Source organism: Mumia sp. ZJ430 (genome assembly GCF_011751845.1).
Lineage (GTDB): Bacteria > Actinomycetota > Actinomycetes > Propionibacteriales > Nocardioidaceae > Mumia.
In genome coordinates this window covers 436,521-449,371 of sequence record NZ_JAAHFK010000004.1, presented here as the reverse complement: position 1 = coordinate 449,371, position 12,851 = coordinate 436,521, and the positions used below count along the sequence as shown (strand labels likewise).

The following is a 12,851-nucleotide window of genomic DNA, read 5'->3' as shown; positions in this document are numbered from 1 at the left end:
CTCGTACGGTCATTCCGGCGTCGACTCGACGCGCTTCTTCAGACCTTTGAGGGCGGTGTCGATGATGACCTTCTCGGCCTTGCGCCGAAGCATGCCGAGGAGCGGGATCGAGACCTCGACGGCGAGCCGGTAGGTGACGCGGGTCGACCCACCGCCCAGCGCGTCGAGGACGTACGCACCGTCCATGCCCTTGAGCATCGCGCCCGGCTCGGCGATCTCCCACTCGACCTTGTGGTCGCCGTCCCAGGTGTAGGCCAGCGTGTAGGTGTCGCGGATCGGCGTCGCGTCCAGGATGAACTGGACCTGCGTCGCACGGGCGCCGAACTCGTCGAGGGCGACGACCTGGGCCTCCTTCACGCCGGTCGCCCAGGTCGGGTACGTCGCGAAGTCCGCGATGACTGCCATGATCGCGCTGGGCTCCGCGTCGACCACGATGTCGCTGGTCGTCTGATCGGTCATCGAGAGCCTCCTGCTCGATCGTTGCTGGGCCCGACCTTATCGCGCGGTGCTGTCGGCCCCGGCACGCCCACGCGGCTCGCGCTCGACGTGGTCGGGAGCCGCTCCGACCACGCGGTCGGCGTCGAGGGTGTCGCGAACCTCGGTCACCCAGCGCTTGAGCCGGACCCGGTACGCCCGGTCGAGCGCGGAGCGCGCCCGCTCCGACCGCGGCGCGACCGCCGGATCGGCCTGGAGGAAGACATGGATCACCGTGCCTTCGGCGACCTCTTCCAGCCACACCTCGGCAGTGCCCTCGAGCCCACGTGAGACCGTCCAGCGCTTGCCCCGCAGACCCCGGTCCTCGAAGCAATCAAGCCGCACGTCGGCCAGCACATCGCCCCACGCGGCCTCGGCGCAGAGGACCTTCCGCAACGCCGACGGTGGAACCGCCGCGTACGTCTGGTCGATCACATCGACGGCCGGCATCGGGTCTCCTTTGGGGGTGCTCCGGTCGATGACTGTAACCTGCCCGAGGGGAAGTACGTCTTCTCGACGTACCCGTAATTCTTGAACGGAGGCAGCGTGCGTACCTACGCAACCCCGGCCACATACCAGGTCCCGGGCACCGGGAGCATCACGAACGACGTGCTGGCGTGGCTGGACAAGGACCCGGGACGGGTCGCTTTCCAGCGTCGGGTGGACGACGCGTGGGTCGACCTCACGATCACCCAGTTCCACGACCAGGTCGTCGCCGTCGCCAAGGGGTTCATCGCTGCCGGTGTGGCACCGGGTGACCGCATCGGCATCCTCGCGCGCACCAGCTACGAGTGGACCCAGGTCGACTACGCGCTGTGGTGGATCGGCGCCGTGAGCGTCCCGATCTACGAGTCGTCCTCGGTCGAGCAGATCGCCTGGATCCTGGCCGACTCCGACTCTGTCGGCTGCGTCGTCGAGAGCGACGTCCACGCGAAGCGGGTCGAGGAGTCGCGCGAGCACCTCCCCGCACTCAAGACGCTCTGGCGCATCGACGAGGGCCTCGACGGGCTCGCCGAGTCCGGCGCGAGCATCTCCGACGAGGACGTGGCCGCGCGCCGCGACGCCGTCGCACCGTCCGACCTCGCGACGATCATCTACACGTCGGGCACCACCGGCCGGCCCAAGGGCGCCGAGCTGACCCACGCCAACTTCATGTTCGAGCTCGCCGGCTGCATCGAGATCCTGCCTGCGATCTTCGACCGTGACGACGCGGTGACACTGCTGTTCCTCCCGCTCGCGCACGTGTTCGCCCGGATCATCGAGGTCGGGTCGATCCGCGCAGGCGTCAGGCTCTCGCACACGCCCGACGTCAAGAACCTCCTGCCCGAGCTGGCAGAGATCAAGCCGACGTTCATCCTGGCCGTCCCGCGCGTCTTCGAGAAGGTCTACAACGGCGCCAGCCAGAACGCCCATGCCTCGGGCAAGGGCAAGATCTTCGACCTCGCGACCTCCACGGCCATCGCGTACAGCCGTGCCCGTGAGTCCGGCAAGCGCATCGGTCCGGTGCTCAAGGCGAAGCACACCGTGTTCGACAAGCTGGTCTACACCAAGCTGCGTACGGCCATGGGTGGCCACGTTGAGCACGCCATCTCCGGCGGCGCCCCGCTCGGCGAACGCCTCGCGCACTTCTTCTCTGGCGTCGGCATCACCGTCATCGAGGGGTACGGCCTCACCGAGACGACCGCCGCGCTCGCCGCGAACATCGTCGAGGACTCCAAGATCGGCACCGTCGGACGCCCGCTCCCCGGCACCGAGGTGCGTGTCGCCGAGGACGGTGAGCTGCTGTTCCGCGGTGGCCAGGTCTTCCGCGGCTACTGGAACGCCCCCGAGGCCACCGCCACGGCGATCGACGCCGACGGCTGGTTCCACACCGGCGACGTCGGCGAGATCGACGCCGAGGGCTTCGTGTCGATCACGGGTCGCAAGAAGGAGATCATCGTCACCGCAGGCGGCAAGAACGTCGTCCCAGCCGTGCTCGAGGACCGCGTCCGCGCCCACGTCCTGGTCAGCCAGGCCGTCGTGGTTGGTGAGGGCAAGCCGTTCGTCGGCGCGCTCGTCACGCTCGACGCCGAGGCGGTCGGCCCCTGGCTGGAGCAGCAGGGCCGAGCTGTCGACACCCCGATCGCGGAGCTCGCGGAGGACATTGACGTCATCGCAGCGGTCCAGACGGCCGTCGACGAGGCCAATACGCACGTCTCGCGCGCGGAGTCGATCCGCAAGTTCCGTATCCTCCCGATCGACTGGACCGAGGAGGGCGGCCAGGTGACGCCGACCCTCAAGCTCAAGCGCAACGTCGTGATGCGCGAGCACCGCGACGACGTCGAGTCCCTCTACCAGTAGCTCGGCATCTGCTTGCGTGGTGAGCGCACCGTTGGCGTGCGGCCGTTGGTGGGGCTGGGCGTCCACCCCACACGCACTCGTGGACGCTGCCGCACCGACGTACGGGTGGGCCTGCGGCTGCCGTCGGTGCCTGCGGATGTCGGTTGCTCAGTAGCCACGTCATCTGGCCGCGTGACGACAAAGCCCCGGCCCACCGCGAGGTGGACCGGGGCTCTTGCCGCACGCGCGTCACCCGACGCGGTGCCGCACGCGCGTCACCCGACGCGACGGACTCCGCTCACGGGCATCACGTCCACCGACACGACCTCGACGCTGCGGCCGGGACGCGGGGCGTGGACCAGCTTGCCGTCACCGAGGTAGATGCCAACGTGGCTGACCGGGCTGTAGTAGAACACGAGGTCGCCCGGGCTCATCGACGAGCGGGACACGGACGTGCCCATGCCCGACTGCGCCGACGACGAGTGCGGCAGCGACACGCCCGCTGCGCCGAACGCGGCCATCGTCAGACCGGAGCAGTCCCAGCTGCCCGGACCCGCTGCACCGTACACGTAGGGCTCACCGAGTTGCGCAAGCGCGAAGTCGATCGCCTTCTTGGCGCGGCCGGAGGCGTTCACCTTGGGCGCGCTCGACGAGGCACGGTCGTCGTCACGCGAGGTGCCGCCGCCGTGATCGCCGTTGTAGACCTCTTCGCGCTCCGCGGGCGTCAGCCGCGCCACCACGGCCTCGGCCTCCGCGACACGCTTGTCGAGGGTCGCCTGCTGCTTCTTCATCTCGCCCTGGGCATCGGAGATGACCTCGAGCTTGGACGAGAGCTGCGTGCGGCGCACCTTCAGCTCGTCGGCCTCGCGCTCGAACGCTGCCAGGCGGTCGGCCTGCGTGCTGTTGTACGACTGCAGCGCCGCCAGGCCGTTGAGGAACTCGTCGGGATCACCGCTCGCGAGCAGCTGGGTCGTAGGGCCCATCGGCGAGCTGGTAAGACGGTCGGTGATGGTCTTGGCGAGATCGTTGCGGACCCCGTCGACCTCGGACTCCTGCACCTTGACGTCCGCGCGGAGCTTCTTGATCTGCTTCTTGGCGCCCTCGACCTCTGTCTTGAGCTCGAGGTAGCGCTCGTTCGCCTGCTCGGCTTCGTGGCTGAGCTTGGCCACCTTGCGCTGGGCCTCTGCAAGGCTCGGCGCCTGGGGGTCTGCTGCACTCGGCGACGCACTGAGCGTCGCGGCGAGAACCACTCCTGAGCCAGCGGCGATGGCTGCCTTCATCGACAGCTTGCGGCCGTTCCGCACGTGGGACGGTCTCCTTCGCGTTCTCGACGCCTACCGGGTGAGCTGACGGGTTCGGGCCAAGAACGTGCCCTACCGCGCCCGTGGTGCAGCGCGGATTCACCCCAGGAACGCGTGGGTCCCCGGCTCCGGCGTCGATCGGGGGACCTCGGCCGAACTAGGCGGCTTGCCTGCGCTCTCCGGGGTAGAGAACTCCTCAGGCACGCGAGCCTCACCCTACGCAAGGTGGGGGCCAAGAATCAACGACGACAGGGCCCGATTGTGCACGGTGTGCTTACTCACCCTGAACCTCACGGCTCGTCGGGCGCCTCGCTCTCGACCGACGTCACGAGCCGGAGCGGTGGCACGAGGCCGGCAGAGCTCAGTGCGGCGAGTGCTGCCCCCTCCTCGGCGTCGAGCCGTACGGCGTCGTCAGGAGGCCCGAGGAGCGCGGTGACGACGCAGTCGCCGCACGCCCGGGGGCGCGCCAGGCAGCGGGCGCAGTCGATCGTGAGGGACTCGCCGTGGCCCGTCGCCGGTCCCGGCTGCTGGTGGAGCACGCGAGATTCGTTCATGCTCGGCACGCTACGACCGTGGGCTGACAGAAAGCGGGACCAGCGACACGCCGTACGACCCGGCGATTCGTCCGTGATGTCAGAGCCGCGACCTAACGTCACCCTCATGAAAGCCCCCTCCCCCGCGTCGCCCGTCCCCGTCCAGGGGACTCTCGACGAGCTGGGCCGCGACCTGTCCGCCGTCACGTTCTGTGTGGTCGACCTGGAGACCACAGGCGGCTCGGCGTCCGCCGGCTCGATGATCACCGAGATCGGCGCGGTCAAGGTACGCGGTGGCGAGATCCTCGGCGAGTTCCAGACCCTCGTCGATCCCGAGGGCGAGATCCCGACCTTCATCGCGGTGCTGACCGGCATCACCGACGCAATGGTCGTCGGCGCTCCCCGCATCGGCGAGGCGCTGCCGTCGTTCCTGGAGTTCGCGCGCGGCACGGTGCTCGTCGCGCACAACGCGCCGTTCGACGTCGGGTTCCTCAAGCACTTCTCGGCCGCGCTCGACCTCATGTGGCCCGGCTTCGAGACCCTCGACACCGCACGCCTCGCACGCCGCGTCCTCGTGCGCGACGAGGTCCCCAACTGCAAGCTCGGCACCCTCGCACGCCACTTCCGCTCCACGACGACGCCCAACCACCGCGCCCTTGCCGACGCGCGGGCCACTGTCGACGTGCTCCACGCGCTACTCGAGCGCGTCGGCACGATGGGCGTGACCACGATGGAGGAGCTCGCGACCTTCAGCGCGCGGGTCAGCCCGGCCCAACGTAAGAAGAGCCGGCTCGCCGACCACCTCCCGCACTCCCCCGGCGTCTACCTGTTCCGTGACCGCCACGAGCACGTCCTGTACGTCGGGACGTCCAAGGACCTCCGTACCCGGGTGCGCTCCTACTTCACGTCGAGCGAGACCCGCACCCGCATGGGCGAGATGATCGCGCTCGCGACCCGCGTCGAAGGCATCACCTGCGCCACCGCGCTCGAGGCGCAGGTGCGCGAGCTCCGGCTGATCGCGCACCACAAGCCGCCCTACAACCGGCGCTCGCGCCATCCCGAGCGGGCAACCTGGATCAAGCTCACGCGCGAGCCGTGGCCGCGCCTGTCGTACGTCCGCAAGACCGACGACGACGCCGACTACCTCGGCCCGTTCACCCGGCGCGCCTCGGCGGAACAGGTCGCGTCCGCGCTGCACGAGGCGTTCCGCATCCGCCAGTGCTCCGGCCGTCTGCCGCTTCGTCCGTCCCGTACGGCGTGCGCGCTCGCCGAGATGGGGGGCTGCCTCGCCCCGTGCGACGGGTCGACCACCGACGCCGAGTACGCCACAGAGGTCGAGCGTGTCCGTGCCGCGATCCTCACCGACCCGGTCGAGGTCGTCGAGGCCTCCACCGACCGCATGCGGACCCTCGCCTCGCAGGACCGCTTCGAGGACGCCGCACGAGAGCGGGACCGCCTCGTCAGCCTCCTGCAGGCCACGCACCGCAGCCAGCGGCTCTCGGCGCTGCTCTCGTGCAGGGAGGTCGTCGCCGCTCGCCCGCTCGACCCGGCACGGCGCGAGTGGGAGGTCCACATCGTCCGGCACGGTCGGCTCGTGGCGGCGGGCGTCATGCCGGCGACGACACCGTCCCGCCCGTGGGTCGACGCCCTCCGGGCCATCGCGGAGACAGTGGTCCCGGAGCAGGCCCCGGCCGCGACGGCCGCGGAGTCCGAGCTCGTGCTGCGCTGGATGGAGTCCGAGGGCGTCCGCCTCGTGGACCTCGACGGCGAGTGGGCGAGCCCTGCCCGCGGGGCCGGCCGGCACCTTCCGATCGTCGAGGCCGCAGAGCGATCACGTGCGCTGGCCGCCCCCTTCGACGAGGCCGGGGGCGACGGCTGGCGCACCGAGCACCGGCCCCGTCGATGACGAGTAGGCTGCCCCGCGTACCCCGACTCGTCCGCCAGGAGGGCCCGTGATCACCGCGATCGTGTTCATCAATGCCGAGGTCGACCGCATCCCCGAGGTCGCTGAGGAGATCGCCGCCCTCGACGGCGTCAGCGAGGTCTACTCGGTCACCGGGCACATCGACCTGATCGCGCTCGTGCGCGTCCGTCGGACCGAGGACATCGCCGACGTCGTCGCCGACCGCGTCAACAAGGTCGCCGGCGTCCGCTCGACCGAGACGCACATCGCCTTCCGGACGTACTCCCAGCACGACCTTGAGTCGGCGTTCAGCATCGGCGGTGACCTCGAGTAGCGAACCCGGCCCTCAGACCTCGCGCTGAGAGGCCGCGGCCCACTCGTCGAGTGCACGCAGCGCCGCACCGGAGTCGAGCGCCTCGCGCGCCAGCGCCGTGCTGCGTTCCATCCGCGCGAGAAGGTCGTCCGTGGACCCCTCGTATGCGGCCAGACCCGCGCCGGCGTTGAGCACCACGGCGTCCCGTACGGGGCCCTGCTCGCCCTCGAGCACGCGCCTGAACACCGCGGCGTTGTACGCCGGGTCGCCACCGCGCAGCGCCTCGGCCGACGACAGCGCGATGCCGAGGTCGCGGGGGTCGAAGGTCTGCTGAGTGACCGACTTGGCCCCTTCCGGACCTCCGACGACCCACACCTGCGACGTCGTCGTGGTGGTGATCTCGTCGAGACCGTCGTCCCCGCGGAACACCAGCGCGTCGAGGCCCCGGCGTGCGAACACGCCGGCGACGACTGCGGCCATCCGGGCGTCGGCGACACCGACTGCCATCGCAGCGGGCCGGGACGGGTTGGTCAGCGGGCCGAGGAAGTTGAACGCGGTCGGGATGCCGAGCTCCTTGCGCGGAGCGGCGGTGTAGCGGAAGGACGCGTGGAACACCGGGGCGAAGCAGAACGTGATGCCCGTCTCGGTCGCCAGCTGCGCGACCCGCTCCGGTGTGAGGTCGAGACGGACGCCGAGCTTCTCCAGGACGTCGGCGGCGCCGCTCGCGCTCGACGCAGCGCGGTTGCCGTGCTTGACGACCAACGCTCCGGCCCCGCGCATCGTGACCGCTGACATCGTGGAGATGTTGACCGTCTTCGCCCGGTCACCCCCCGTACCGACGATGTCGACCGTACGGCCAGGGACCTCGATCATCCGTGCGTGGTCGAGCATGGTGGCCGCCAGCCCCTCGACTTCGGCCACCGTCTCGCCCTTGGCGCGCAGCCCGACGGCGAATCCGGCGATCTGCGCGGGCGAGGCGTTGCCGCTGAGGATCTCCTCCATCGCCCAGGACGTCTGCTCCTGGGTGAGATCTTCACCACCGACGAGCGCGCCCAAGATCTCCGGCCAGCGAGGGGCCTCGGTCATGCCGACGCCGCCGGGGCGGGCGCTAGGAGGGCGACCACCGCGTCGGCGAGACGCAGCGGGTCGACCGGGTGGTTCGAGACGCCGTCGGCCCGCGACCAGGTCGCGAGCCAGGCGTCCTGCTCGCGCGCGGTGAGCACGAGCAGGGGCGGGCAGCGGTAGATCTCGTCCTTCAGCTGCCTCGCCACACCCATGCCGCCTGCCGGCGTCGCCTCACCGTCAAGGATCGCCAGGTTGAAGCCGCCGGCGTCCATCTGCTGAAGGACGACGGGCAGCGTGGCGCACTCGACGTACTCGACCGGCGGGAGGTCCGGGTGGATCCTCCGCCCCAGGGCGGTCACCACCTGGGCCCGGGTTTCGGCGTCGTCGGAGTAGACGAGCACGCGCAGAGAGGCCTGGTGTTCGGATGCGGCTTCGGTGTTGGGATCGCTCACAGCGCGATCGTAGCGACTCCCGAGTCACTTCAGGCAGGGGTCGGGGATGCCTCGCCCACCTCAGGGGTTAATAATGACACCCGTGGCGACGACATCTGTGATCCCAGCATCCCGCCTGCACGGGCAGCCCAACCGACCGTCGCAGGTGACGGTCGGAACCGTGGTGTGGCTTTCGAGCGAGCTGATGTTCTTCGCGGCGCTCTTCGCCGCATACTTCACGATCCGCGCGGTGAGCCCCGAGCTGTGGGACCTTGAGACCGCCAAGCTCAACATCCCGTTCGCCACGGCGAACACGACGATCCTCGTGCTGTCGTCGGTCGCCTGCCAGTGGGGCGTCTTCGCCGCAGAACGGGGCAAGGTCGGCCGCAGTGGCAAGATCTGGCAGTTCCGCGAGTGGGGCCTTCGCGAGTGGTTCGCGTTGACCTACATCATGGGCGCGGTCTTCGTCGCCGGCCAGGCGCTGGAGTACGTCGAGCTCGTGCACCACGGCATCACGCTCTCCTCGTCCGGCTACGGGTCGACGTTCTACCTCGCGACCGGCTTCCATGGCATCCACGTCATCGGCGGTCTGATCGCCTTCCTGCTGATCATCGGCCGTACGTTCATGGCGCGGCGATTCACCCACGAGCAGGCGATCTCAGCGATCGTCGTCTCGTACTACTGGCACTTCGTCGACATCGTGTGGGTCGGGCTGTTCCTGACGATCTACGCCCTGCAGTAACGGTTCGCCACCAGGGAGCCGTCTTCGACGACCCCAGCGGCGAACCTCCAACAGAAGAACGCAAATAAGGCTTTAATCGAGAGATGACGTCCCCGCCGGGACGTCGCTGGCAAGGGGAACGAGGTTCACTCCGTGCGGTTCTTGTCCACCCACCGAAGGCACCCGCTCGCGGGTTACGCGGTGCTGCTCTTCGGCCTGCTCCTCGCGGGCGCGCTCTATGCCGCCCTCGCGCCCGGGAAGGCCGATGCCGACACCGCGGGTGACACAGCCAAGATCGAGCAGGGCCGCGAGCTGTTCCTGGTCGGATGCGCCAGCTGTCACGGTCTGAACGCCGAGGGCATCATGACCAAGAGTGGCGGCAACTACGGGCCGTCGCTGATCGGCGTGGGAGCTGCGGCCGTCGACTTCCAGGTCGGCACCGGCCGTATGCCCATGGCGCAGACAGCCCCCCAGGCTCCGCGCAAGGCCCCGGTGTTCAACGGTGAGGAGACCGAGGCGCTCGCCGCCTACGTCGCGAGCCTCGGCCCCGGTCCGGCCATCCCTGAGGAGGAGTACACCGACGTCTCGGACCTCTCCCAGGAGGACCTGACCCGCGGCGGTGAGTTCTTCCGTACGAACTGCACCGCTTGCCACAACTCGGTCGGCGCCGGTGGCGCCCTGCCCAGCGGGCGCTTCGCGCCGACGCTGCGCGACGTCAGCGGCAAGCACATCTACGAGGCGATGCAGACCGGTCCTCAGCAGATGCCCGTCTTCAACGACGACGTCATCACCCCCGAGGACAAGCGCGCCATCATCGGCTACATCAAGAACGTGCAGGCCCAGCCGCAGGGCGGCTTCGCCGGCGGCGGCCTCGGCCCCGTTGTCGACGGCATGTTCGCCTGGATCATCGGAATCGGCGGTCTGGTCGCTGTCGCCGTCTGGCTGGCAGCCCACGGCGCCCGGGTGAAGAAGAAGAGGTCATGAGCTCCGAATCCCACGACGCGCAGTCGACGAACGGCGTCGCCAAGCCGACCGGTGACGAGGTCGCCACGTCGGCACGCAACGACATCGAGCCGGCCGAGCCGATCGAGAACCCGGGGCTGCCCGAGCACCTCCCCCGTCCCACGGACGTAGATCCCAAGCTCGAGAAGCGTGCCGAGCGCCAGGTCGCCGGCATGTTCACGGCCGCGATCATCCTCACGATCGCCTTCTGCGTCGCCTACTTCGCCATCCCCAAGGATGCCGAGATCTTCGGCTGGTTCTCCCTGAACCTCGCCCTCGGCGTCACCCTCGGCGGCGCGCTCTTCCTCATCGGCATCGGCGCCATCCAGTGGGCCAAGAAGCTGATGAACGACCACGAGGTCATCGAGATGCGTCACCCGGCGCGCTCCTCCGATGACGACCGTGAGGCAGCGCTCGACGTCCTCGACGAGGGCGTTGCTGACTCCGGCTTCGGCCGCCGTCCGCTGATCCGCCGGTCCCTGATCGGCGCCGTCGCGATCCTCGGCTTGCCGGCGATCGTCATGCTGCGTGACCTTGGCCCGCTGCCGGGCAACAAGCTCTTCCACACCGTCTGGCGCAAGGGCATGCGAGTCGTCAACGACGTCTCCGGCATGCCGCTGCGTCCGGCCGACATCGAGGTCGGCCAGCTGGTCAACGCCCAGCCCGACGTCTTCTTCGAGACCGACAGCCACGGCCACGCGGTGTTCCACGGCACGAAGCTTCTCCAGGCCAAGGCCAAGGCGTCCGTGATCGCGGTCCGGATCCGTCCCGATGACATCAAGCCTCGCAAGGGGCAGGCCAACTGGGACGTGGACGGCATCATGGTCTACTCCAAGATCTGCACGCACGTCGGCTGCCCGATCAGCCTCTGGGAGCAGCAGACGCACCATCTGCTCTGCCCGTGCCACCAGACCACGTACGACCTCGCCGACGGTGGCAAAGTCATTTTCGGCCCTGGCAAGCGCCCTCTCCCGCAGCTCCCGCTCGCGGTGGATGCGGACGGCTACCTCATCGCCACCAGCGACTTCCATGAGCCGGTCGGCCCGAGCTTCCCTGAGGTGAACCAGAACCGTGACTGAGACAGCGAGCCCCACCTCAACTCCGCTCAAGGACACGAACTTCGGCAAGAAGTCCGCTGGTCCCGTCGAGTGGCTCGACGACCGCCTCGGCCTCGCCGGCGTCGTTCGCAAGAACATCCGCAAGGTGTTCCCCGACCACTGGTCGTTCCTGCTGGGCGAGATCGCCCTGTGGAGCTTCATCGTGCTCCTGCTGACCGGGACCTTCCTCACGTTCTGGTTCCAGCCGAGCATGGCCGAGGTCCCCTACAACGGGTCGTACGAGCCGTTGCGCGGCCTGGAGATGTCGCAGGCGTACGCCTCAACGCTCAACATCTCGTTCGACATCCGTGGCGGCCTGCTGGTCCGTCAGATCCACCACTGGGCAGCCGCGCTGTTCATGGCGGCACTCATGGCCCACATGCTTCGGGTGTTCTTCACGGGTGCCTACCGCAAGCCGCGCGAGATCAACTGGCTGATCGGCATCGGCCTGTTCGCCGTGGGCCTGATCGAGGGCTTCGCCGGCTACTCGCTCCCCGACGACCTGCTGTCGGGCACCGGCCTGCGGTTCGTCGACGGTCTGATCCGGTCGATCCCGGTCGTCGGCAGCTATCTCGAGTTCTTCGTCTTCGGCGGCGAGTTCCCAGGCGACCTGATCATCGCGCGCCTCTACATGGCGCACATCTTCCTGCTCCCCGGGATCCTGCTCGGGTTGATCGCTGCCCACATGCTGCTGCTCGTCTACCACAAGCACACGCAGTGGCCTGGCCCCGGACGTACCGAGAAGAACGTCGTGGGCTACCCGATGCTCCCCGTGTACGCAGCCAAGGCCGGCGGCTTCTTCTTCGTCGTCTTCGGTTTCACGGCATTGATGTCGGCGTTCCTCCAGATCAACCCGATCTGGACGTACGGCCCCTACAACCCGTCCGAGGTCACGGCTGGCTCCCAGCCCGACTGGTACATGGGCTGGGTCGAAGGTGCGGTCCGCATCATGCCCAACTGGGAGTTCACGGTCGGCCCAGAGACGTTCTCCTTGAACGTCTTCATCCCGGGCGTGCTCCTGATGGGGTTGCTGTTCACGGTGCTGGCCATCTGGCCATTCTTCGAGTCCTGGGTGACCGGCGACAAGAAGGAGCACCACCTCCTGCAGCGTCCGCGCAACGCTCCGACCCGTACGGCGTTCGGCATCGCCGGTATGACGTTCTACGGCATCTGCTGGATCGCGGGTGGCAACGACATCATCGCGTTCAAGTTCAACCTGGACATCTTTACGATCACGTGGATCGCACGCATCGGTGTCTTCGTCGGACCGGTCATCGCGTTCATCATCACGCGGCGGATCTGCATCAGCCTGCAGCGAAAGGACAACGACACCGTCCTCCACGGCTACGAGACGGGCGTCATCGTCCGCTCCGCCGAGGGATCGTACGCCGAGGCGCACGCACCTCTGCCGGCTGACGCGGCGTACACGCTCACGGCGCGTCCCCGTGTCCCGGAGCTCACCGCTACGGAGGCCGAGGACGAGCACGGTGTCCGCAACCCCGAGGGCCGCAAGGCTCGTCTGCGGGCGTGGGCCAAGCGGTTCTTCTACGCGCACGACGTCGACAAGCCGACGACGGCCGAGGTCGAGCAAGCGGAGCACCACCTCCACGACGAGGTCTACCCGCCGCACGACTTCCCGGACGACTTCTCCGGCGTCAGCGAGACGGGTGTCCCGAAGCAGCACTGAGGAGA

13 protein-coding genes and 1 riboswitch are annotated in these 12,851 nt (G+C 68.8%); of the genes, 7 read left to right on the top strand and 6 right to left on the bottom strand.

The genetic code is table 11. The features are described from left to right. Positions 1 to 9: 9 nt before the first annotated feature. On the bottom strand, positions 10 to 459 hold the full coding sequence (locus HCT63_RS18375) for an SRPBCC family protein (protein WP_167008285.1): 450 nt from the start codon (positions 457 to 459) through the stop codon (positions 10 to 12). A gap of 36 nt (positions 460 to 495) precedes the next feature. Next, positions 496 to 924: a polyketide cyclase / dehydrase and lipid transport gene (locus tag HCT63_RS18370; protein ID WP_167008282.1), complete on the bottom strand. Its 429-nt coding sequence runs from the start codon at positions 922 to 924 to the stop codon at positions 496 to 498. Between the two features lie 96 nt (positions 925 to 1,020). Here HCT63_RS18370 and HCT63_RS18365 point away from each other — a divergent pair, with 96 nt between their 5' ends. Then, on the top strand, positions 1,021 to 2,814 hold the full coding sequence (locus HCT63_RS18365) for a long-chain fatty acid--CoA ligase (RefSeq protein ID WP_167008279.1): 1,794 nt from the start codon (positions 1,021 to 1,023) through the stop codon (positions 2,812 to 2,814). A gap of 254 nt (positions 2,815 to 3,068) precedes the next feature. On the opposite strand, the gene HCT63_RS18360 is transcribed toward HCT63_RS18365, so the two are convergent. Continuing rightward, entirely contained in the window at positions 3,069 to 4,097 is a 1,029-nt protein-coding gene (locus HCT63_RS18360) for a C40 family peptidase (protein ID WP_167008276.1), read from the bottom strand. Positions 4,098 to 4,108: 11 nt separating this feature from the next. After that, positions 4,109 to 4,258: riboswitch (cyclic di-AMP (ydaO/yuaA leader) on the bottom strand. A 126-nt stretch (positions 4,259 to 4,384) separates the two neighbouring features. Beyond that, positions 4,385 to 4,648 (bottom strand): hypothetical protein, encoded by a 264-nt coding sequence (locus HCT63_RS18355; RefSeq protein WP_167008273.1) that lies wholly within the window; start codon positions 4,646 to 4,648, stop codon positions 4,385 to 4,387. Positions 4,649 to 4,754: 106 nt separating this feature from the next. Between HCT63_RS18355 and HCT63_RS18350 the strand changes: the two genes are divergently transcribed. Together HCT63_RS18350 and HCT63_RS18345 are read left to right on the top strand one after the other, a co-directional pair. Continuing rightward, on the top strand, positions 4,755 to 6,533 hold the full coding sequence (locus HCT63_RS18350; protein ID WP_243843111.1) for a DEDD exonuclease domain-containing protein: 1,779 nt from the start codon (positions 4,755 to 4,757) through the stop codon (positions 6,531 to 6,533). Positions 6,534 to 6,579: 46 nt separating this feature from the next. Beyond that, positions 6,580 to 6,864: an Lrp/AsnC ligand binding domain-containing protein gene (locus HCT63_RS18345; RefSeq protein WP_167008268.1), complete on the top strand. Its 285-nt coding sequence runs from the start codon at positions 6,580 to 6,582 to the stop codon at positions 6,862 to 6,864. A gap of 12 nt (positions 6,865 to 6,876) precedes the next feature. Here HCT63_RS18345 and trpD read toward each other — a convergent pair whose 3' ends face one another. Both trpD and HCT63_RS18335 read right to left on the bottom strand, forming a co-directional pair. Beyond that, positions 6,877 to 7,929 carry an anthranilate phosphoribosyltransferase gene (gene trpD / locus HCT63_RS18340; protein ID WP_167008265.1) on the bottom strand — a complete coding sequence of 351 codons (1,053 nt, stop codon included), beginning with the start codon at positions 7,927 to 7,929 and terminating at the stop codon, positions 6,877 to 6,879. Beyond that, on the bottom strand, positions 7,926 to 8,360 hold the full coding sequence (locus HCT63_RS18335) for a response regulator transcription factor (protein WP_167008262.1): 435 nt from the start codon (positions 8,358 to 8,360) through the stop codon (positions 7,926 to 7,928). The genes trpD and HCT63_RS18335 overlap by 4 nt, the downstream gene beginning before the upstream one ends. Positions 8,361 to 8,433: 73 nt before the next feature. On the opposite strand from HCT63_RS18335, the gene HCT63_RS18330 reads away from it, so the two are divergent. From HCT63_RS18330 to HCT63_RS18315, 4 genes are all read left to right on the top strand, one after another. After that, complete coding sequence (locus tag HCT63_RS18330) at positions 8,434 to 9,081, top strand: heme-copper oxidase subunit III (RefSeq protein WP_167008259.1); 648 nt, start codon at positions 8,434 to 8,436, stop codon at positions 9,079 to 9,081. A 132-nt stretch (positions 9,082 to 9,213) separates the two neighbouring features. Next, the gene (locus tag HCT63_RS18325; RefSeq protein ID WP_167008256.1) at positions 9,214 to 10,044 is read left to right on the top strand and encodes a cytochrome c; all 831 of its coding nucleotides are present in this window, start codon (positions 9,214 to 9,216) and stop codon (positions 10,042 to 10,044) included. After that, positions 10,041 to 11,141, top strand: a complete 1,101-nt coding sequence (locus HCT63_RS18320) for a Rieske 2Fe-2S domain-containing protein (protein WP_167008254.1) — start codon at positions 10,041 to 10,043, stop codon at positions 11,139 to 11,141. Before HCT63_RS18325 ends, HCT63_RS18320 begins: the two co-directional genes overlap by 4 nt. Further along, positions 11,134 to 12,846: a cytochrome bc complex cytochrome b subunit gene (locus HCT63_RS18315; protein WP_167008252.1), complete on the top strand. Its 1,713-nt coding sequence runs from the start codon at positions 11,134 to 11,136 to the stop codon at positions 12,844 to 12,846. Before HCT63_RS18320 ends, HCT63_RS18315 begins: the two co-directional genes overlap by 8 nt. Positions 12,847 to 12,851: the final 5 nt, after the last annotated feature.

What these genes read in the sequence shown, in the direction of transcription:
- HCT63_RS18375 (WP_167008285.1), bottom strand. Translation starts at nt 459, where the DNA reads ATGACCGATCAGACGACCAGCGACATCGTGGTCGACGCGGAGCCCAGC.
- HCT63_RS18350 (WP_243843111.1), top strand. Translation starts at nt 4,755, where the DNA reads ATGAAAGCCCCCTCCCCCGCGTCGCCCGTCCCCGTCCAGGGGACTCTC.
- HCT63_RS18355 (WP_167008273.1), bottom strand. Translation starts at nt 4,648, where the DNA reads ATGAACGAATCTCGCGTGCTCCACCAGCAGCCGGGACCGGCGACGGGC.
- HCT63_RS18320 (WP_167008254.1), top strand. Translation starts at nt 10,041, where the DNA reads ATGAGCTCCGAATCCCACGACGCGCAGTCGACGAACGGCGTCGCCAAG.
- trpD (WP_167008265.1), bottom strand. Translation starts at nt 7,929, where the DNA reads ATGACCGAGGCCCCTCGCTGGCCGGAGATCTTGGGCGCGCTCGTCGGT.
- HCT63_RS18330 (WP_167008259.1), top strand. Translation starts at nt 8,434, where the DNA reads ATGACACCCGTGGCGACGACATCTGTGATCCCAGCATCCCGCCTGCAC.
- HCT63_RS18370 (WP_167008282.1), bottom strand. Translation starts at nt 924, where the DNA reads ATGCCGGCCGTCGATGTGATCGACCAGACGTACGCGGCGGTTCCACCG.